Raw genomic sequence first — 20,132 nt, forward strand, 5'->3', positions numbered from 1 at the left:
CAAGCGCGATCGCTGGGGGTTAGCCAACCATCGGCTTGACCTATTAGCAATTACCAGTCAGAAGGTAGAGCGTTGGCGAACTGTGGGGGGAAGTTCGCGATCGATCGGCTACCGGGCGGCAGATTGAGCGCCTAATTTTGGTGCGGGCACCAGCGCCGCTAACCTTGTTCTGGCAAGACTTTAGCCTATTACTAAGATAGCGGTTGAGGACATTTCTGAACGGAAAAACACCCACTTCTTTGGGATCACCGCAACTGTCCTAAGGGCTAACTAGGCGTGCGGCTCGCCATCGGAGGGCGGTGCTTCGGCAGCTCGCGGTACGGCGGGCAGCGAATCAGCACTGTACACCGGCTTGACCGGCACCAGCTCTAGCTGGTGGGGCCGATCAGATGCAGGCTGCACCCCCTGACGACGGCGGTTGGAAATGGCTTCTTCGGTGGTTTCTTCGGCTACGACTTCGTAGAGTAGGGCCTGCTTGTTGCCGCTGCCCTTGCGCAAAATGCGCCCTAGCCGCTGCACGTACTCTCGAATTGAACCGCTGCCCGAGAGCAAAATCGCTACCCTGGCTTCGGGCACATCGACCCCTTCGTTGAGCACGTGGCTAACCACCAGAGTGGGGTACTCGCCACTGCGGAACCCCTGGAGCACCGCGTGGCGCTCTTTGACCGGCGTTTGATGGGTAATGGCGGGGATCAAAAACGTCTCAGAGATTTGGTAGACCGTAGCGTTGTCATTGGTAAAGACAATGGTGCGATCGGGGTAGTGCTGGGCCAGCAGATCGGCCAGCACCCGCAGTTTACCCTCGGTGCCCAGGGCGATCGCCCGCGCTTCTCGGTGAGCCAGCATGGCCCGTCGCCCCCCGGCCGACTGAGCACTGGCCCGCACAAACCGCTGCCACCCCTGAGCCGAGCTGAGCCAAATGTTAGCCTCCTGCAAAAAACGGTTGCGCTGGGCGATCAGCTGGTTGTAGCGCGATCGCTCCTGGGCCGAGAGCTTGACCTTAATTGGCACAATCTGAAACGGTGCCAGCGCATTCCCCGACAGATCCGCCGCCGACTTTTGGTAAACCACTGGCCCCAGCAGGTGGGTGAGATCGTCGTGGCGACCATCGGCGCGATCGGGGGTAGCGGTGAGCCCTAGCCGGTAGGGCGCGATTGAGTATTCGGCAATCACCCGGTTGAAGTCGCTGGGTAGGTGATGGCACTCGTCGCAGATCAGCAGGGCGTACTGGTTGCCCAGGCTCTCGGCATGGATGGCCGCGCTGTCGTAGGTGGCGACCAAAATAGGGGTGCGATCCTTCGAGCCACCGCCCAACAGCCCCACCTCTACATCGGGGAAGGCCGCCTCTAAATGGGCGTACCACTGGTGCATTAAATCCAGCGTCGGCACGGTGATCAGTGTGGGCCGAGGCGTGGCCTGCATCGCCATTTGGGCCAGGAAGGTTTTGCCGCTAGCGGTGGGCAGCACCACTACACCGCGCCAGCGCCGGTCGATCCAGGCCTGTAGGGCTTCGGTTTGGTGGGGGTAAGGGTCTAGGCTTAGCCGGGGATCAAGCTCTAGTGGCTGAAAGGTGTGGGCCTGGTCGTTGAAGGGCACTTGCTCGGCCCGCAGAGTTTCGACCAGTGCGCGGTACTGCTGGGCCGGAATGCGAAATTTTTCAATGCGATCGTCCCAGTGGGCAAAGTCAACCCAGCATTTGCCTCGCGGGGGCGGGTGGAGGATGAGCGTGCCGCGATCGTAGGTTAGCGTTGGCGTGCGCCCCATAGTGGTCAATAGTTACTGGGGGTATTGTAGCGAGCGGCTAACTCGAAAGATTCCAGAAGGCTAAAATTAGGCGTTAGCGGTTAGCGAGGGCCGTCGCCATGACTGTCGCCTTACCTCAACGGTTGACCCTGGAGCAGTTTCTAACACTGCCTTATATCGAAGAGTCACCGGCCTGGGAATTTGTGCAGGGAGAGGTCAGCCAAAAACCGATGCCCGGTGGAAAGCACAGTCGAATTCAGTCGCTGTTGGTAGGCGTTATCAATGGCGCTGACCGTTGAGCAAGTTTTTGGCTGGCTTCAGATCAGCCGTAGTTGAGGAAATTTGGGAGCGATGGTCAAAGACCGGCCCTTGAGGGCGATCGCCGCTTCAGCCTGCCTCATGATCTCATTTCTTCTGGTACCGAGGCAGGGTGGTACTGAAGGCAGTCGAGCCGACTGGCGGGCATGGTGAGGTAGAGCACGTCGCCATCGGTCAGGGTGACGTTGAGCAGGTCGTAGCCGTGCAGCGTGCGGCGTTGGCTTTCAATGTAGAGCGGCACGAGCTGGGCAGTTTGGGCTACGGTCTGGATGGGCTGGTTGTAGAACGGATGGTGAGGGGTGATTAGCGTGGCGATCGCCACCCACAGCAGATCCCCAGACATGCCGTTGCCGAGAATGCGCCCCCCCAGAGCGGCGGCGGCAAAGGTGGGGGCTGCCAAATCCATCGGGCTGAGCACCTGGTCAAACTCGAAGACCTGCTGCACCTGCTGGGCAAACTCGGCGTCATAAATGCGCACCACCGCGGGCACCTGCGGGCTGATACTGCGGGCCGTGAGGGCAATTTCTAGGTTTACGGTGTCATCGCTGGTGACCACCAGCAGCGCCTGGGCCAAGGCCAGGTTTACGGTTTCGAGGGTAGAAGCTAGGTTAGCATCGGCAAGCATGACCGGAATTTTGAGCGCCTTGACCGCAGGCAAAAAGCGATTGTTGACATCCTGCTCAATGACCGCGACCTTGTGCCCGGTGCTGTGCAGATGGATGGCCGTGCGATAGCCCACGCCCCCCAGTCCGCAGACAATGTAGTGGTGCTGCCGAGGCATGCGGGCCACACTCCACAGACTCTGGAAGTGGGATCCTAAAATAAAATCGTTGAGCAGGGCGTAGCAAATGCCAATCACCCCCGCTCCTACCAGCATCATCACGGCGGTAAACACTTTGATCGCGGAAGAGGCGTTTTCAGCCACCTGTTCTTGGCCGCCAGCCCCGGTGATCATGCCCACCGAGAAGTAGAGGGCATCGACCCAGCTGGTGTTGAGGTTGTGCCAGAGGTAGGTAAAGGTGGCCAGGCCGATGGTAATCAGCAGCGCCAAAATCACCAGTAGGGTAGCGCGGGCGCGGCGGCGACCGTGGTCGAGGGTGACCAGCAGCCGCTGCCAAAATTGAGCCACGTGGCGAGACTTGAGCATGGGCTGCTGAGGCTGGGTGGCAATGACCAGGCGATCGCCCACCTGCAAGACCTCGCCCGTTACCACCGCCGTCACCAGATCGATCGGTCGGCGGGCCGAATGGTAGTAAATCAACAGCTGCGATCGGTTGTCCCACAGGGCTTTGATCGGCTTGCCGTACCAGGGGTGGGCGGCATCGATCACCTCTTCGTACATGGGCCAGGTCAGCTCAAACAGGCGCAGCTGCCCGATCGCGCGGTTGCCCCGCGCCGCAAAGGCAAACAGCGGTGCCGCCAGCGCCGCCGAGCTGAGGCTGACGTGGTGGGGCAGGGTGTGGTCGAGGCGCTCGCCTAGGCTGATGTTAAACAGCCGATTAATAATGCGAATGTTGGGGTTGAGAATGCGTGCCTGGGTCAGAATGGCCAGGTTAAGGGCGTCGTCGGAGGTAGCCAGCACCAGGGTTTGGGCCTGGTAAATGCCAGCCTGGATCAGCGTAGCGGGCGATCGCAGCTCCCCCACGACCACATCACCGCCCACCTCGGGCATGGGGTGATAGCTGATGCCTACCACCCTCGCCCCCTGCTGCCGCAGCAGGCTAAAAATGCGCAACCCTGTGCGGCCCAGGCCACAGACAATAATTTGGGGCTGCTGGGGCGAGGGCAGTTCCCGAGGCGTTAAGGATGTTACGGCCATAGCCAGCCACCACAGATACTATGCTCTGTTGTCGAGGCTGTGGCCTGGAAACGCTGTAGCCTAAGGCACGTTGTCGTAAAAGTTTGAGCGGTAAGGAAATGAATTCAAAGTTCAAAATGCAAAATTTGAATTTTGCATTTTGAACTTCCCACCTTTCTCACTCACTCCCCCGGCGGATCCCCAATTTCCTCACTCTTACCGCGTACCGGGGGGAGCTTTTCAACCAGACCCATTTCAAAGGCGGTGTCGGGTAGATCGCCCGCGATGTACTTACCGGGCTCAAACATACGACCGGGGGTGAAGCACATCTGCCGCAGCTCCACGATTTCGGTATTCAAGAACATATCGCGCGATAAACGTCGTTCTAAGCCCATGGCGGTCTCCTATTCGTCTAGCTGCCAGAGTTCACGGTTGTAGTTTTCATCGAGAATGCGTTTGGGTCGCAAGATTAGGATGACTTTGCCCAAGATAGGAGTTTCAATCGGGCTGGGCGACCAGATCAGGGTGAGCTGATCGTTCTCGACGGTGAGAAAGTAGCCGTCGTCGTCCCAGATGCGATCGCCGCGATCGACCACCACTAGCACTGACTCATCGGCGGCATCGGCAGGGTAGTTGGGTAGCGATCGCGCCTGGGCCAGCAGGCCCACCGGGTCTTCGGCCCGAAAAATAACCTGCCAGCCGGGCACCGCAATCCAGGCGCTGGCACCGTTGGCGCTGACCATGCTGAAGGGTTCTTCGGGCACCACCACTGGCACGGCCTTGAGGTCATCTACCGTCAAAGGCATTTGCCCCACCACGGGGATCACGCGCGGCAGCTCGCTTTCGGTTTCGAGCCGGTAGAGAGGCAGCCGGGGGGCGGGGCGATCTTTAACTACGGTAAAGTCGGTCAGCAGCTTTTCGATGTGCTGGCGGGCGGTGGGGCTTTCGGCGAAGCGTAGCCCCTGGGCAATCAGCCGAGAGCGGTCCTGCAGGTCGTCTTTTTGGCGGGCCAGCTTCCAGAAGTGATAGGCGATCGCATCCCCCGGCTCATCCCCAAAGCCCGGTGGTTTTTCCTTACGGTAGGAATATTCTTTAACGGGCTTCACCAGATCGCGCACCTCGTCAGAGTCGAGCCCATGCTGTACCGCAAAATCGGCCATACTGGCGCGATCGCTTTGGGAGAGCACCCGCAGTTCGTAGAGCGAATCGCTGCCCTGCCGGATGAAGTGAGCCTGGGTAGCTTCGCTTACCCCTGCCTTGATCGCCGACTGGTAGACCTGCTCGGCCACCACAATCTGGTTTTGCTGAATGGGCTCAAACCCCGTTTCTTCAAAAATTTGCTGCGGGTTAAAGCCCGCCTTCTGCAGCGCCTGGCAGCCCTGGGCCCAGTCAACCCAGGTGCCCTCTTTGCGCCGCAGCGACTGCAGTATGTCCTGCACGGCAGCGGCATCGGGGGGAGAAGAAGAACCAGGGAAAACCATTGCGATCGCCACGTCAACACTACATTCTCCCTGACTCTATCGCGGATGACCGCCCTTCACCGCTACCCTGAGACAAAACTTGGGTCGAAACCTGTGGCGAAATTGGGGGTTGACGATGGTACCCCCCTTAGGTCACTATTGTTGATGCGCTCAACGCAAGGGTTGACGCACTCGGGGCTATAGCTCAGCTGGTAGAGCACTTGCATGGCATGCAAGGGGTCAGCGGTTCGAACCCGCTTAGCTCCATACAACGTCTATACGTAGAGAAAAGGGATCGGTGGACATGCCGCCGATCCCTCAATGGCTGGTTTATAACGGTTGGTCTACAGGAGGTCTAGGGCCTAGAAGGTGTAGCCCAGACCAACGGAACCATTGACCTTGGTGTTGTTATAGAACGACACGTTGACAGCACCATTGGCGACGATGCGATCGGTGATGCGGTAGTCAACCCCACCGGTCAGCATGGGGCCAACGGAGGTCGAGCCTTCGGTAGAAACCGACAGGCCGCCGCCTAGGTAGGGCAGCAGACGACCGTTGTCGGTGACGGCGTTGAAGTCGTAGGTCACGGGCAGCAGAAAGACGGTCTCACCACTGTCGCTGAAGTCGAGGTCGCTGATGACGCCGGGGCGTACCGAAACGTTGTCGGCGACAGTTACCTTGCTGTTGATCGAGAGGCCAACGTCGTCGCCGATGCCGACGCCTGCGCCGACGTAGTTGTAGTCGGTGCTAGCGTCTTGGGCGTTAGCGGCCATAGGCAGAGCGGCCAGAGAAGCGGCGGTGATACCCAGTGCGATCGCGGTGATAGAACGGATTTTCATGGTCATTCTCCAATGCAAACTGTGTGTTGTTGACTGTGTTGTGGAACGGCCCATCCAAGCGGCCAACGCGATGTAAGAGTCAATCCATTCGGTCAGGATGGGGATGGCGGTGAAGCAGTTGTCTTCGCTTTCGCCATGACACTGTTGTAGCGCTGGGGCCTAGGCACCCTTGAGCGGGGCCATGACACTTTGTGTAGTGGGTGGTACGGGCTAAACAGTTGCAAAAACGCTACAAGTTTCTCAAGCGTTTACCCAGCAAGGGTTTGCGGGTTCAAAGCAGGAGGTAAGACTGCGATCGCCGCCGTTTCAGAAGTTGGCAACAGGGCGGTTTTGAACAGGCAGCACCCTCAACTGGCACATTCAACTGGCATAGGTTTGGGTTCAGGCTGCTGCCTGCTGTTTGGGCGACTGGGCGATGAGGCGAATAGGAAGTTGGGCGAATAGAGTAACCGGTATCGAAACTACGCGCCAGGTCTGATGGTCGCGCCCTTCGCCCTCAGCTCGCTCGCCGTTAGCAAGCGCAAACAAAACGGTTGGATCGTGGCCCGTTAGTGGTCTGCGCGGGTGAGGGGCTTAACGGTGTTGCTCTTACCCAGTAACTTGATAAGACGGCAGTAAACTTCAGGTTTGCTTCCAATTTGCGCCTATTTGTCGCTGCATGAAGGGCTCATAAAGTGGGAATAATCACATCAGACAGCGCTATGTTGTCAAATCTTTAAGAAACGGTACTTGGCTGTGCACTTAAACCAAATTCAAGTCTAGACGTAACGTGTTATCGGCAGGCAAACCCCAGATCTCGCTCTAGGCTTGGTACTGTAGGTCGCAAACTGCGATCGCAAACCTGAGTAAGTTCACGGTTTTGCCTCAGCAATAGCTCTACTACAGCTCCAAAAAGCAAGATCGCTCACCGCTAGCTCTCTAGCTAAAACCCTTCAATTCTAACCATTACGTGTATTTATCGGCCTGCCCGTCTCACGCTTGTTGATAGAGCCTGGGCCACGGTCCTTACTCTTTTGCCTTCCTCATCCCAAAGCTGAATGTTATGCGGCGATTTTTTCCATCCTGGGTCAACATCAGCTTGGGGATACGTTTAGGAATTGCCTTCAGCAGTATTACGCTTTTCTTCTCCCTTGTTTTGGGCGCGGTAACCGGCGGTATCGCACAAAAACAAATAGAACACGACATGGGCCAACGCCTGGCGCTGGTGGCCAATCAACTAATTAACGAGGTAGATCGCAGCCTGTTTGAGCGCTACCGCGAGATTCAAATCATTGCCGAATTTGAGCTAGTGCACAGGTTTGCCCAAGCCCGCACTAACCACCGACCTTTGCTAGAAAGCCTTCAAAATACGTACTCTGCCTATACCTGGATTGGCTTTGCCGACCAGCAAGGCGTGGTTCAGGTCAGCACCCGGGGGTTGCTCGAAGGGGTGAGCGTAGCCGAGCGAGACTGGTTTGTGCAAGCACAAGACCAACCCTTTGTGGGCGATGTGCACGAGGCGCTGCTGCTGAGTAAGGTTCTGCCCCGCAGAGCCGATCAGCCCCCGCTGCGACTGCTAGACATAGCGGCCCCTGTTTACAGTGACCAGGGCGATCGCCTGGGTGTCCTGGGTGCTCACATCACCTGGGACTGGGTAGAAGACATGGCGGCTTCGCTGCTCGATCGCTCTACCACCGGCAGCCGCGAAATCTTTATTGTGGATGCCTTAGGGCAAGTGCTGCTGGGGCCGGGGGCTTGGCAGGGTCAGCACTTAGACCTAGGCAGCCTGCGCCAGGCCCAAACCCAGGCGCAGGGCTACACGATTGAGCGCTGGCCCGATGGTCAGCGCTACCTGGTTGGCTTTGTCAGCAGCCAGGGGTACAACAGCTACCCCGGTTTGGGCTGGACCATCTTAGTCAGCGAGCCCGTTGCCACTGCCTTTCGCCCTGCCCAAGCCCTATTTTGGAAAATTTTGCTGGGTGGCCTGGGCCTGGGGAGCGGGTTTGTCGCCATTGGCTGGATTGCGGCCCAGCGAATTACCAAGCCGTTGCTGCAAATCTCAGCGGCCGCCGACCAAATTCGGGAGGGCAACCGTAGCGTAGTGCTGCCCTCGCCCAAAGGTCATAACGAGGTGACCAGGCTAACAGAGGCGTTTTCGCAGCTCATGGCCAACCTGTTTGCTCAGGAGACCCAGCTGCGCCAAAGCAACGCCGAGCTGTAGTGTCAGCTAGAGGAGCGACGGCGCATAGGGCAGTCGCTGCGGCGCAGTGAAGAACAGCTGCGCCAAATTGTAGACGGGATTGAAGACTCGCTGCTGCTGCGAGAAATTAGCACCGGTGAGCTGATTTACTCCAACCATCGCTTTGCCGAGCTCTACCAAGATGTGGTGGCCAACAACCAGCTGCCAGGGGCCTGGTTGCAGTACGTTCACCCCGACGATCGCAGTTGGGTGGCCGACAAATTTGAGGCGGAGCTGCAGGGCAAAGCCTTTTTTAATGATGAATATCGCTTCGTAGGGGCCGATGGTCACACCCGCTGGATCTGGAACCGCTCGTTTCCGATTCGCGATGAGCGTGGAGACATCTATCGCTACGTTGTCATTGAGCGAGATATTACTGAGTTTAAGCAGGCTACGGCTGCCCTACAGCAGCTTATGGCGGGTACGGCTGCTGTGATTGGGGAGGCATTTTTTCAGCAGCTGGTCGGGCATCTGGCCTCTGCCCTAGATGCCGACTGTGTCTACGTGGCCGAACGCAATGCTGAGGCGATGCATACTCTGGCGATCTGGTGCGAGGGGGAGCTACAGCCCAACATGACCATTGCCGCTACGGAGATGCCCTGTGCGCTGGCGCTTGAGCGGGGTGTTCACCGCTGTTCCGACCGGGTGGCCCAGTCATTTCCCTGCAATCCCTTCCTGCAGCGGCTGGGGCTAGAGGGCTACGTCGGGGTGACGATGACGAATGGTGAGGGCCACGTGCTGGGGCTGCTCTGCGTGATGAGTAAGCGGCCCCTGCGCGATCGCATTGACTACATCACAATCCTGCAAATTTTTGCCAACCGGGCCGCCGCCGAGCTAGAGCGCCAGCGGGCTGAATTGGCGCTCCAGAAGAGTGAGTCTCGCTTTCGGCTGCTGGCCGAGAATGTCAAAGATCTGGTCTGTCTGCACGACCTAACCGGCCGGTTTCTCTACCTCAGTCCGTCTTGCCAGGCGCTGCTGGGCTTTGACCCGGAGGAGCTAGTTGGCAGTAACCCCTACCGCCAGTGCCACCCAGAGGATCGACCTCTGATTCGGCCTCAGTTTCAGCAGGCGGTTGAGCATCCGTCCTCCGGCCCGATTACCTACCGGGCGCGGCGCAAAGGGGGAGGCTATGTCTGGCTCGAAAGTTTGGTCAAAGTCGTTTATGAGGAGGGGGTGGCCACCTACCTGCAAGTCAGCTCCAGGGATATCACCGACCAAATGCGGGTGCAGCAGCAGCTCGAGTACGATGCCACCCACGACGGTCTCACCGGGCTGCCCAACCGCAGCCTGCTCTTAGAGCGCCTCAACCTGGCTATCAAGCGGGTGCAGCGGGATGATGAGGTCAGCTTTGCGGTGCTGCTCATTGACCTCGATCGCTTTAAGGTAATCAACGACAGCCTGGGCCATGAGGCGGGCGATCGCCTGCTCAAGCTAATTACCCACCGACTGGGGACGGCGATACGCGGCATTGACCTGGCGGCGCGGCTGGGCGGCGACGAGTTTGTGCTGCTGCTGGAAGATACCGAGGGCCTGGCCTCAGCGGTGCGGGTAGCCGAGCGCATTTTGGCAAATTTTCAGACGGCGTTTGCTCTGGGGGCTGAAGCGGTGGTGGTGGGGGCTAGCATTGGCATTGTGCTGGGCGATCGCAGCTACAGCGACGGCATGGATATTCTGCGTGACGCCGAGATCGCCATGTATTCGGCCAAGCAAAACCACCAGTTGGGCTACGTCGTTTTCAATCAGGCTATGCACCAGCAAGCCTTTCAGCGCCTAACGCTAGAAAACGCCCTGCGCGTCGCTCTAGAACAGCAGGAGTTGGCCCTGCGCTACCAGCCCATTGTCGATCTGGCCACCGGTCGCCTGGTGGGGTTTGAGGCCCTGGTGCGCTGGCTACACCCCGAGAAAGGCATGATCTCTCCGGCCGATTTCATCCCCATCGCTGAGGATACAGGGCTGGTGGTGCCCCTGGGGGCGTGGGTGCTCAGAACCGCCTGTCAGCAGTTGGCTGACTGGCAGCGTCGCTTTTCCGACGCGGCGGCCCTCAAAATGAGCGTCAACCTATCGGTTCAACAGCTTCAAGAGGCCAACCTGGTGACCCAGGTTCAGCAAGTCCTTGCCGATACGGGGTTAGCGGGGCACTGCCTGGCACTCGAAATTACCGAGAGCATGTTCATGGCCGACATCGAAGCCATCAACGGTCGGCTGCAGCAGCTCAACGCCCTAGATGTGCAGATCAGCATTGACGACTTTGGCACCGGCTTTTCGTCCCTCAGCTACCTGCATCGCCTGTCGGTCAACAACCTCAAGATCGATCGCTCCTTTGTTAGCAACTTGTTTGAGAGCCAGCGCAATCTCAACGTCGCCAGAACCATTGTCAACCTGTCTCAGCACCTGGGGCTAACCACCATTGCTGAGGGCATCGAAACGCCAGAACAACTGCAGCAGCTGCAGGCGCTAGGCTGCCAGCTGGGCCAGGGATACCTGTTTAATGCCCCGGTGACTCAGGCGGTGGCAGAAAGCCTGTTGGCTGAGCTAGCCGTGATTCAAGTGGCCGAAGCCTAGAACTTGCCGTGCTTGTAGGTTAGGTGAAACGAAGTGGAACCCAACGGTAGTCAGCCTGGTTGGGTGGCGCGATAGCGGAACCCAACCTTGTATATAAGCGGTACTACAGACTACCGACCCCTAAGGCCTGCCCTGGCTGTTGATGGCGGCGTTGATCTGGGTAAAAATTTCCTCAAACAGCTGAGGTGGTGCGCCGCCCGGAATCAGCAGGTCATTCATGATGAAGGAGGGCGTACCCTGTAGCTGGAGCTGTTCGGCTAAAGCCAGATCTTGCTGAATTGCGGCTTCGGCCTCGGCACTGGCGCGATCGCGGTTAAACTGCTCCAGATCTAGCCCCATAGCGGTGGCCAGCTCAACGTAGAGATCTTCGCCCAGGCGGTTTTGGTTCACAAACAGGCCGTCGTGGTAGAGCCAAAACTGACCCTGCTGCTGTGCCGCCCAGGCTGCCTTAGCCGAGGGCATCGCCTCGGGGTGAATCTGGGTGAGCGGAAAATGCTTGTAAACGTAAAGAATGTCGTCTTCGTGGTTGCCCACAAACTCCTTCATATGGCCCGCCGCCACCGTACAGTAGGGGCACTGAAAATCAGAAAACTTAAACAGCACAATGGGCGCGTTGGGGTTGCCCCTGGTGGCCGAAGACCCAATCAGGCTGGCCCGATCCTTCGACATAATGACGTCGGTGACGATGGCCTGGTGGGCCTCAGGGCTGTCGGGGGGGCTGGCCTGGTTGCGCCGGGGCAGCAGCAGCAGTAGCGGAATCAGCATGCCGACCACCAGGGCACCGACAATACCCCACATCAGCAGCTTGGAGTTACGCATCCGCGTCAAAAGGTTGTCCATGGCTATGTTCCCTGTTAGCGCCACCCCCATCATGCCGTTCTGGGGGGCACCTGGCCACCGCTGAGCGCCACTAACAGCGGCGACGGTTCGCCAGCGGGGATGGTGGACTCGGGAGGGGCACCGCCTGGCTGTGCCAAAAAATATCCCGCAGGCGGCGTCTTGCCCGCGAAGCCCGCTGGCGCAGAGCGGCTTCTGTGGCGGCGGCGTGCCCTTCGGCAATCAGCCACTGACTGATTTGGCTCCACGACCAGTCGCGCACGGTGCGCAGGTAGAGCAGGCAGGTGGCTTCGGGGTCTTCCTGATTGAGCAGCTGCAGCGCCTGATAGAGCAGGTCAAGCTCTTCGATCACAATCTGCTGCTGCATCAGGTTCAGGCGCGGGTCGGGCAGGGCCGCCTCCATCACCTGGGGGTCGGTGGCGCTAGCCCGGTGCTTGCGCTTGCGTTCGTAGATGACGTTAAAAGCGGTTGCCTTTAGCCAGGCGTAGGGATTGTGAATTATCTCCCCCGCCTGGAGCTTTTTTTTGCCCCGCAGATAGGCTTCGTGAAGAATTTCGTAGACTTCGTATTGGGTGTTGAGGTGATACTGGTTGAGGGTTCTCTGAATCGCGCTTAGGATGGGGTAGGCGTGGGGGTTGTCTTTGCCGAGAATGTCACTCAGCGCCTGATCGAAAACGTCTTGGGCTGGAGCATCGGCCGGCAAGCGGAACTCATTAAAACCACTAGTATCGTCGGATTGGCTCATATTCCCTTTGGCGTTAGGTGAGGCATCACTCACTTAACAAGTGATATGGGCTGCTCCAGTGTGACAACTCAAATTGCGGAAACTGTCGCCAAAAAAGATCTTAAGAAACGTAACACTTCTCTGTCACAACCCCAAACTCCAGGTCACTAATACACTAGTGCGGCGATCGCCAGGCCTGTTTGCTAAGCCGGCTTGGCTGGCTGGCGCTGGGGGCATCCCAACGGGTTTGACTCGGCTGGGGGCTCGGTTGGTCTGTGCTTTGAACTGGTTAGATGACTGGTTTGATTCAAGAGACACGGGTTCGAGTGACGACCTGCTTTCCCTACAAAGGCACGCGAGGAGTAATGAACACAGAACGCGCAACGGCACTCTCAAAGACACCCCTAGACGATCCGCTCACGGTGGCAGATTCCGGTCCACCGGGTTCTCCGCTGGCGGCTTTGCTGCAGGCCGAGGAAGAGTTTCCCTGCGACGGGCTGGGACAGGCGTTGCGACAGCACCGTTCTACCCTAATCGACTACTGCACCCTGGCGCTGCAGCCTACCCTCTCCACCGACGATGAAACCCGTTTGGGCCAAATTTTGGCCCAGGCGGTAGACGACCCCCTGCTCAGCTTTTGGCTCGACGAGGCCGACGGCTGGGTGGGCGAGCAACTCCAGCTGCTACCTGAGGACTTGTTTAAGCAGCAGCAGGGCAAGCTGCGGCGAATTATTGGTCAAACCTGGGTCGATACGCTCTGGCACGATTTACAGCACCGAACGAAGGCGCTTCAGGCTTACCTGAAGCGGGTAGGCGTTTACAGTGGGGCCATCGACGGCATTCTGGGACCCAGAACCCAGCACGCGATAGAATCCCTCAAGATGGAATCTTTCACAACAGAATCCCTCAAGGCGGTATACCCCGACGATTTGCCGCTGGGCTACCTCTAGGCCAGGGCGGTTGGCAGCAACAGGAGCAGTATGAATCAGTTAGCGGTGGAGCCAGGCAGCCTGCGGCAGACCCTGATGGGGCTAGTGTTGGCTGTGGTCACGGTCTTGACTCTCACCCTGGGCGACGGGGCGATCGCTGCCACCGCCCCAGCCGCCTCCCTCACCATTCACCTGGGTACCGCTGACGGCGAGCTGCGCTTTGAGCCCGACCAAATGCAGTTTGTCGTCGGCCAGCGCTACAAACTGGTGCTCGACAACCCCAGCTCTGAGAAGCACTACTTTACCGCTAAAGACTTTGCCGACGGCATCTGGACGCAGAAGGTGCAGGCCGCTGGGGTAGAGGTCAAAGGCGCAATCCACGAGCTAGAGCTGAAGCCGGGGGCGATCGCCGAGTGGGTGTTTGTACCCCAGCGCCCCGGTCTATATGAGCTGCACTGCGCGATCGCAGGCCACGCCGCCGCCGGTATGGTGGGTCAGCTCGAAATTGTCGCCTCCGGCTCTTAACAACGCTCGACCCGACCGCTCAACTCCAGGCAGCGTTTCGGGGTGGACTTCAGATCTGGGTTGGGCAGCGGTGCAGCCCTGGGGGTCGTGTTTTAATAAAGGCAGGCCTTGGGCGGTGGTTGACAACCCCCGCCGCCAATAATCAGGGATATCGCATCGCTACTGTGTGGCCCCTCACCCCTGCCTGGAGATGACCTTTCAAAGCCCCTCTGGCGCTCCTTTGATCAATGCTTCCGCCCGCCGCGTCACCCTTCAAGCGGCGCTCAACCAGGTGGTATCCAAGGAGGCGCACCGCAACGAGCTACTGCTGGCTTATGTGCGGGCCGGGGTGCTGTTTATTTCGCTGCTGCTGGATGTGGCGGTGTTTTTGTTTCCCCAGGTGCTGCTGGGCAAAGACTACGTGCCCCCCACAGTGGTCATCATCAGCGTCTGTGCCAACCTCTTTGCCCTGGGGCTGGTGGTCATTCTGCGCCAGGGCCTCTCCATGGAAGCCCTGCAGCGCTGGCAGGTGATTATTCCTGTTTTTGACAACCTGCTGCTGTGGGCATTTATTACCAACATTTGGCGGGTAATGGGGGCGACCCAGCCGCTGATTGTGACCAACGTGGTGGCCTTTTGTAGTCTGGTAGCCGTATCGGGGGGGCTGCGGCTGAGCCGTCGCGCCGCCTTGCTCACCTCGCTATTGGCCCTGGTTAACTTTGGCTATGCGGCGGTGCTGTTCCGGCTCAATCTGGCGCTGGCGCTGTTTGCCGGTATTACTGTTTTTGGCACTGGCTTTTTGGGCATGCGGATAGCGGTCATCGTGCGCCGTCACGTCAAAAATGAGTCGGGGCGGGTGTTAATGGCCCAGTTTTTGCCCAAAGCTGTGGTAGAGGCCGCCTTTGAGTCACCCCTAGATTTGCTACAGCAGCCCCAGAAATGCAGTGTGACGGTAGTGGTAACCGACCTGCGCGAGTTTACCCACTTCGCTGAAGCCCTAGAACCCCAGGCGGCGCTCGATTTTCTCAATCGCTACCAGGGGGTGCTGGCTACCATCGTCGAACGCCACGGTGGCTGGGTCGACAAGTTTATGGGTGACGGCATGCTGGCGGTGTTTGGTGCCCCCGATCCATTGGAGAACCATGCCCGCAGCGCTCTCACCGCCGCCACGGCTATGGTGCGGGAGGTGAAGCAAATCTCACCGCTGGCGATGGGGGTAGGGGTCCATTCTGGCCCGGTAGTGGCTGGCTGTTTGGGGACTGTCGGGCGGCTGGAGTTTACGGTAATTGGCGATACGGTCAACGTGGCGGCCCGGTTGGAGGCGCTAACTAAAACCCTGGGCCATGCTCTATTGGTGAGCGAAACGACTCAGCAGCAGGCGGGCTCGTTTCCGTTGCAGTCGGTGGGGCGGCATGCCCTCCGCGGTCGAGCCCAGGCCCTAGAGCTATTTACGATATAATGGTACAAGTGTGCTATGTTGTAGGGCTAAAGCTATTCCTTCAGATAGAGGTTAGTGGTCGGCTGCTGTGGCATTTCTAAGGTTAGGTTATTGCTTTCTTAAACCTTTTACTCCCTCTGTACCACTAGGTCTCGGTATTCGGAGTTCTCGGTACTATAGCGACAGAGCACCGCACCGATAGTTTGATCAAATAATGCCTCCGGATCCTTCCCATGAACCCTATGCCATTCTGGCTGTAGACGACTCTTCAGACAACTTGTTTCTGATCGAGTCTATTTTGGATGACCCTGAGTATCACATCACCTGTGTAGAGAGTGGTCAGGCGGCTCTAGAGGTAGTGAGACAGACGCCACCCGACGTGATTTTGCTCGATGTCATGATGCCGGGGCTCGACGGCTACGCGGTCACCCAGCGCATTCGCGACAATTCTAGCCTGCCCTACATTCCTATTTTGCTGATTACGGCCCACGACCAGTCGAGCCTGGTGCAGGGGCTAGACGCCGGAGCCGACGATTTTATCCGCAAGCCGGTGGATGTTAATGAGCTGCGGGCGCGGGTGCGATCGCTGCTTCGCCTCAAGCGCAGCATAGATGCCCAGGCCACCATGATTCGCCAGCGCGACGACTTTGTGGCTCGCCTCACCCACGATCTGCGCACGCCGCTGGTTGCCGCCAACCGCATGCTAAAGCTGTGCGAGGGCGACGCCTTTGGCCCCATGCCCGAGGACGGCAAGCATGCGATCGCCACCGTGGTTGACAGCAACCGCCACCTGCTCAGCATGGTGAACACACTGCTGGAGGTGTACCGCCACGAGGCAGGGCACAAAGCGCTAACGCTGTCGCCGGTTGACCTATTTAAGCTCACCGAAACGGTGGTCATGGAGCTGGCCCCAATGGCGGCCGAAAAAGGGCTGACCTGCCTGCTCTGTCGCTCCGACCGGATCGATGCTGTGCCGTCCATCGCCCACGACAGCGATCTGCGATCGCCCGGTGCTGCCTCTGGGGTGACATCTGGGGCGACATCCTTAGACAGTGCCGTAGGGACTGCGACGCTAGAAAACGACGCCTTTGTGGTGTTGGGCGACCACTTAGAACTGCGCCGAGTGATTACCAACCTGATTGGCAACGCGATTAAATTTACCGACTCCGGCGGCGTGACCACCACCATTGGCACCACGTCAACCCCCCCCGCTGGGGTAGACCTGTCTGATTCTGTTGGTGCGGCCTGGGTGTGGGTCAGCGTCACCGATACCGGCATTGGCGTGCCTGAGGCCGAGCAGCAGGCGGTGTTTGAGTGGTTTCGCCAGGGCAACCAGGCCCGCTCGGGTCACGGCCTGGGCCTGCACCTGTCGCAGCGAATTGCTCGGCTCCACGGCGGCACCATTACCCTCGCTTCTGAGGTTGACCACGGCAGCTGCTTTACCCTGTATCTGCCAAAGCAGGCGGAGAATTGAGCCCTGGGGGTAACTCCAGGGAGCAGCCTCGAGATGGCAGGTACAGGGTCAGGCCTAGAAGGTAGGCCCACTACGCGCTCAGTCCAGGTTTAGTAGGATGGGGAAGACCCCGTCATTGCAGAGCAACACTATGCGCATTGGGCTGCCCAAGGAAATCAAAGATCAGGAGTTTCGCGTTGGCTTGACCCCGGCGGCGGTGCAGAGCCTGGCTCAGCAGGGGCATCAGGTGGTGGTGCAGGCGGGGGCCGGGGCTGGGTCTGGCTTTAGCGATGACGACTATCAGCAGGCGGGGGCCAAGCTAGTCGCCGATGCCGATGCCGCTTGGGCACAGGAGATGGTGGTTAAGGTCAAAGAGCCTCAGCCCTCAGAGTACGGGTTCTTTCGCCCCCATCTAATCTTGTTTACCTACCTGCACCTGGCGGCAGAGCGATCGCTGACCGAGGCGCTGATGCAGAGCGGTATCGAGGCGATCGCCTACGAAACCGTGGTTGCCCCCGACGGCAGACTGCCCCTGCTCACGCCCATGAGCATTATTGCCGGTCGCCTCTCGGTACAGTTTGGGGCTCGCTACCTGGAGCGTCAGCAGGGCGGGCGGGGCGTGCTGCTCGGCGGTATTCCCGGCGTTGCCCCCGGTACCGTGGTGATTTTAGGCGGCGGCGTGGTGGGCACCGAAGCCGCCAAAATGGCCGTCGGATTGGGGGCCAGGGTGCAGATTATCGACCTTAACGTCGAGCGACTGGCCTATCTCGAAACGCTGTTTGGCTCCCGCGTGGAGCTGCTCTACAGCAGTTCTGCCCAAATTGCCGCCAGCGTTCCCCAAGCCGATCTGCTGATTGGGGCGGTGCTGGTACCCGGCCGCAAAGCCCCCACCCTAGTTTCTAAAGAGCTGGTGGCGGCCATGCGCCCCGGCTCCGTAATCATTGACGTTGCTGTGGATCAGGGTGGCTGTATCGAAACCCTGCGCCCCACCTCCCACAGCCAGCCCACCTACCTTGAGCAGGGGGTTGTACACTTTGGGGTGCCCAACATGCCCGGTGCCGTGCCCTGGACGGCTACCCAGGCGCTTAACAACGCCACGCTGCCCTACGTGCTCAAGCTGGCGCGCCAGGGGATGGATGCTCTGGCTACCGACAGCGGTTTGGGCGGTGGGCTCAACGTATCGGCGGGGAAACTCATTCACCCGGCTGTGCGCGATGTCTTCCCGGATCTAGCGGCCCGGTCTGCTGAGATGGCTGCCCTTTAGAGATCACCTGTATGAACACCGTTGATGTGATTCGAGAACTCTATAGGGCCTTTCGCGATCGCGACTACGACGCCTTTCTCAGCATCACCACGCCGGATCTGGAGTGGATTCAAAACGAGGGCTTCCCAGGAGGAGCAACGTACCGAGGTGCCGCTGAGGTCATTGAGGGCGTCTTCAAAGCCAACAGCAACAGCTGGGCAGGCTTTGCCTACCAGATCGAAGAATTTTTGGAGGCTGGCGATTTTATCATCGTGGTGGGCAGATATACCGGGAAAAACACTGTTTCCGGAAAACCCCTAAATGCAGCGGCAGCCCATATCTACGATCTGCGCGATGGCAAAGTCTGCCGCTTTCGCATGTTCGCTGATACCAAGACCATTTGGGACTCGATGACCTAATTTGGAGTCTGAGGCCGCACGTAGGCTCAGTTCACTACCGCGCTGCCGTGGGCGCGAGGATCATCATTGACTGCACTCTGCCTAGAGACAGCATCGCCCTCGATCGCCGATAGACGGCCAAAGTTTTGCTGGTGGGGCAGCGGGGCCTGGGCAATCAGGGCGTCGAGATTTTCGCTGAGAATTTGTCGGGGCTGCTCACCGATAGCCACCGCGATCGGACTGCCGTCAGCCCCCGAGTAGACGAAGTGGGGAATGCCCTCGACCCGATAGGTCAGCATTTCGGGCAGCCACTTGTTGTTGTCGATGTTGAGCATGACAAAATTGACGCGATCGCCGTAGCTTTCGCGCAGTTCGGCCATGTCTGCGGCCATCGCCTGGCAGCTGGTGCACCAGTTGGCGTAGAACTCTAGCAGCGTCGGTTTGCCGTTGGTCTGGGCCTCCTCAAAGGGCACGGCGCTGGCCGCTAGCTCGCTGAGTGAAGGCACCGCCGACTGGGTGCGAATGCCCAAAAACATAGCAGCGGCCAGCACCACGGCCGCCACAGCCACCACCAAGTTGCGGGCACGGCTGGGAGCAACATCTGACGTTACGGGCAGGTTGTCTGACATAGGACGAGAATTGAATGTTTCTAAACTGGAATTCGGGGCTCAAATTGGGCTTCAAAACGGCATGGGTAACCAAACTCTCCGGTTAGGATAGGAATAGCCCACTGGTTTTAGTGTAGAAGAATCGCGGTGTTGAGTCGGCTATGAAAAAAAGAGTCAAGCTGATCTTCCCCAAGCGATCGGTGCACATGCCGATTACTTACCGACTGGCCAAAGACTTCAACATCGCCGCCAATATCATTCGGGCCCAGGTGGCCCCCAACCAGGTGGGCACCCTGGTAGTCGAGCTGTCGGGCGATATCGATCAGCTCAACGACGCCGTTGACTGGCTCGAGGTGCAGGGCATTGAGGTGTCTGGGGCCAGCGGTGAAATTGTGGTCGACGAAGACCTCTGCGTGCACTGCGGTTTGTGTACGGGGGTGTGTCCAACCAGGGCCCTCACCCTCGATAGTGAAACCTACCGACTCACGTTCTCGCGATCGCGCTGTATTGTCTGCGAGCAGTGCGTGCCCACCTGCCCCGTGCAGGCTATTTCCACCAATCTGTAGCGCGGCTGAGGCGCGATCGCTATGCACCAAGACCGCTCACTTCGCACGCTGATCAGGGTTCACTGGCTCTCCTGGGCGCTGATGGTCTTGGCCCACGTCACCTACGGCGGTTTTTTACACGATCGAAACGCTGGCCCAACGGCCTGGCTCGTCAGCGTGGTACTGGCAATCTGTGGCGCGGGGGCAATTACCCTGTTTTGGCCGCTGATTCGCCGCGTCATTCTGCTGGGGTTTCAGTCAGATATGGGCTACTTCGTCATGGCCCTGAGTGTGGCCTCCCTGGCGGTGGTGGCGGTGACGCAGTTCCAGCTCTTTGCCTATTTTTCCATGATGGTGGCCGTATCGCTGCTGGCCCGAGTCGACAACCTCATTTTGGGTGTCAAAGACACCGCTGCTTTTTTCCTGCTGGCGGGGCTGGCTCTGCTAGGGCTGGCCCTGAGCTGGCTGCCCCAGCTGTTGTGGGTGGGCAACTAGAGCCAAACCCGCTGAAATTG

The 20,132-nt window shown here is 58.9% G+C and carries 19 protein-coding genes and 1 tRNA gene; 12 read left to right on the forward strand and 8 right to left on the reverse strand.

The window, feature by feature from the left end; all coding sequences use genetic code 11:
* Positions 1 to 270 precede the first annotated feature (270 nt).
* Positions 271 to 1,764 carry a DEAD/DEAH box helicase family protein gene (locus tag IQ265_RS17390; protein WP_194055876.1) on the reverse strand — a complete coding sequence of 498 codons (1,494 nt, stop codon included), beginning with the start codon at positions 1,762 to 1,764 and terminating at the stop codon, positions 271 to 273.
* Positions 1,765 to 1,862: 98 nt separating this feature from the next.
* Between IQ265_RS17390 and IQ265_RS17395 the strand changes: the two genes are divergently transcribed.
* Positions 1,863 to 2,042 carry a Uma2 family endonuclease gene (locus IQ265_RS17395; protein ID WP_194055878.1) on the forward strand — a complete coding sequence of 60 codons (180 nt, stop codon included), beginning with the start codon at positions 1,863 to 1,865 and terminating at the stop codon, positions 2,040 to 2,042.
* A 98-nt stretch (positions 2,043 to 2,140) separates the two neighbouring features.
* Here the strand turns inward: IQ265_RS17395 and IQ265_RS17400 are convergent, their stop codons facing one another.
* From IQ265_RS17400 to IQ265_RS17410, 3 genes are all read right to left on the reverse strand, one after another.
* Entirely contained in the window at positions 2,141 to 3,880 is a 1,740-nt protein-coding gene (locus IQ265_RS17400; protein ID WP_194055880.1) for an NAD-binding protein, read from the reverse strand.
* Positions 3,881 to 4,041: 161 nt separating this feature from the next.
* On the reverse strand, positions 4,042 to 4,254 hold the full coding sequence (locus tag IQ265_RS17405) for a hypothetical protein (RefSeq protein ID WP_194055881.1): 213 nt from the start codon (positions 4,252 to 4,254) through the stop codon (positions 4,042 to 4,044).
* Between the two features lie 9 nt (positions 4,255 to 4,263).
* A complete protein-coding gene (locus IQ265_RS17410; protein ID WP_194055882.1) occupies positions 4,264 to 5,340 on the reverse strand; it encodes a RuBisCO accumulation factor 1 in 1,077 nt (358 codons plus the stop codon).
* A 173-nt stretch (positions 5,341 to 5,513) separates the two neighbouring features.
* On the opposite strand from IQ265_RS17410, the gene IQ265_RS17415 reads away from it, so the two are divergent.
* Positions 5,514 to 5,586, forward strand: a tRNA-Ala gene (locus IQ265_RS17415).
* Between the two features lie 95 nt (positions 5,587 to 5,681).
* Here IQ265_RS17415 and IQ265_RS17420 read toward each other — a convergent pair.
* Positions 5,682 to 6,158, reverse strand: a complete 477-nt coding sequence (locus IQ265_RS17420; protein ID WP_228038034.1) for a hypothetical protein — start codon at positions 6,156 to 6,158, stop codon at positions 5,682 to 5,684.
* Positions 6,159 to 7,341: 1,183 nt separating this feature from the next.
* Between IQ265_RS17420 and IQ265_RS17425 the strand changes: the two genes are divergently transcribed.
* Together IQ265_RS17425 and IQ265_RS17430 are read left to right on the forward strand one after the other, a co-directional pair.
* Positions 7,342 to 8,358 carry a cache domain-containing protein gene (locus IQ265_RS17425; RefSeq protein ID WP_194055884.1) on the forward strand — a complete coding sequence of 339 codons (1,017 nt, stop codon included), beginning with the start codon at positions 7,342 to 7,344 and terminating at the stop codon, positions 8,356 to 8,358.
* A gap of 36 nt (positions 8,359 to 8,394) precedes the next feature.
* Positions 8,395 to 10,938 carry an EAL domain-containing protein gene (locus tag IQ265_RS17430; RefSeq protein ID WP_228038051.1) on the forward strand — a complete coding sequence of 848 codons (2,544 nt, stop codon included), beginning with the start codon at positions 8,395 to 8,397 and terminating at the stop codon, positions 10,936 to 10,938.
* 120 nt (positions 10,939 to 11,058) lie between these two features.
* Here the strand turns inward: IQ265_RS17430 and IQ265_RS17435 are convergent, their stop codons facing one another.
* Together IQ265_RS17435 and IQ265_RS17440 are read right to left on the reverse strand one after the other, a co-directional pair.
* Positions 11,059 to 11,778 carry a thioredoxin domain-containing protein gene (locus tag IQ265_RS17435; protein WP_228038035.1) on the reverse strand — a complete coding sequence of 240 codons (720 nt, stop codon included), beginning with the start codon at positions 11,776 to 11,778 and terminating at the stop codon, positions 11,059 to 11,061.
* Between the two features lie 70 nt (positions 11,779 to 11,848).
* Positions 11,849 to 12,520, reverse strand: a complete 672-nt coding sequence (locus IQ265_RS17440) for a sigma-70 family RNA polymerase sigma factor (RefSeq protein ID WP_194055888.1) — start codon at positions 12,518 to 12,520, stop codon at positions 11,849 to 11,851.
* Positions 12,521 to 12,864: 344 nt separating this feature from the next.
* Between IQ265_RS17440 and IQ265_RS17445 the strand changes: the two genes are divergently transcribed.
* The 6 genes from IQ265_RS17445 (at position 12,865) to IQ265_RS17470 (ending at position 18,485) form a co-directional block, all read left to right on the forward strand.
* Positions 12,865 to 13,449 carry a peptidoglycan-binding domain-containing protein gene (locus IQ265_RS17445; RefSeq protein ID WP_194055890.1) on the forward strand — a complete coding sequence of 195 codons (585 nt, stop codon included), beginning with the start codon at positions 12,865 to 12,867 and terminating at the stop codon, positions 13,447 to 13,449.
* Positions 13,450 to 13,479: 30 nt separating this feature from the next.
* On the forward strand, positions 13,480 to 13,953 hold the full coding sequence (locus IQ265_RS17450; protein ID WP_194055892.1) for a biphenyl 2,3-dioxygenase: 474 nt from the start codon (positions 13,480 to 13,482) through the stop codon (positions 13,951 to 13,953).
* 190 nt (positions 13,954 to 14,143) lie between these two features.
* A complete protein-coding gene (locus tag IQ265_RS17455; protein ID WP_194055894.1) occupies positions 14,144 to 15,391 on the forward strand; it encodes an adenylate/guanylate cyclase domain-containing protein in 1,248 nt (415 codons plus the stop codon).
* A gap of 193 nt (positions 15,392 to 15,584) precedes the next feature.
* On the forward strand, positions 15,585 to 16,844 hold the full coding sequence (locus IQ265_RS17460; RefSeq protein ID WP_194055896.1) for a hybrid sensor histidine kinase/response regulator: 1,260 nt from the start codon (positions 15,585 to 15,587) through the stop codon (positions 16,842 to 16,844).
* 130 nt (positions 16,845 to 16,974) lie between these two features.
* Positions 16,975 to 18,087 (forward strand): alanine dehydrogenase, encoded by a 1,113-nt coding sequence (ald, locus tag IQ265_RS17465; RefSeq protein ID WP_194055898.1) that lies wholly within the window; start codon positions 16,975 to 16,977, stop codon positions 18,085 to 18,087.
* 11 nt (positions 18,088 to 18,098) lie between these two features.
* Positions 18,099 to 18,485 (forward strand): nuclear transport factor 2 family protein, encoded by a 387-nt coding sequence (locus IQ265_RS17470; protein ID WP_194055900.1) that lies wholly within the window; start codon positions 18,099 to 18,101, stop codon positions 18,483 to 18,485.
* A gap of 26 nt (positions 18,486 to 18,511) precedes the next feature.
* Here IQ265_RS17470 and IQ265_RS17475 read toward each other — a convergent pair whose 3' ends face one another.
* On the reverse strand, positions 18,512 to 19,093 hold the full coding sequence (locus IQ265_RS17475; RefSeq protein WP_194055902.1) for a thioredoxin family protein: 582 nt from the start codon (positions 19,091 to 19,093) through the stop codon (positions 18,512 to 18,514).
* Positions 19,094 to 19,233: 140 nt separating this feature from the next.
* On the opposite strand from IQ265_RS17475, the gene IQ265_RS17480 reads away from it, so the two are divergent.
* A complete protein-coding gene (locus IQ265_RS17480; RefSeq protein WP_106920562.1) occupies positions 19,234 to 19,638 on the forward strand; it encodes an NIL domain-containing protein in 405 nt (134 codons plus the stop codon).
* 21 nt (positions 19,639 to 19,659) lie between these two features.
* Positions 19,660 to 20,112, forward strand: coding sequence for a hypothetical protein (locus IQ265_RS17485; RefSeq protein WP_194055904.1), 453 nt, complete (start codon positions 19,660 to 19,662; stop codon positions 20,110 to 20,112).
* The last annotated feature ends 20 nt before the right edge of the window (positions 20,113 to 20,132 follow it).

This window comes from Nodosilinea sp. LEGE 06152 (assembly GCF_015207525.1).
GTDB lineage: Bacteria > Cyanobacteriota > Cyanobacteriia > Phormidesmidales > Phormidesmidaceae > Nodosilinea.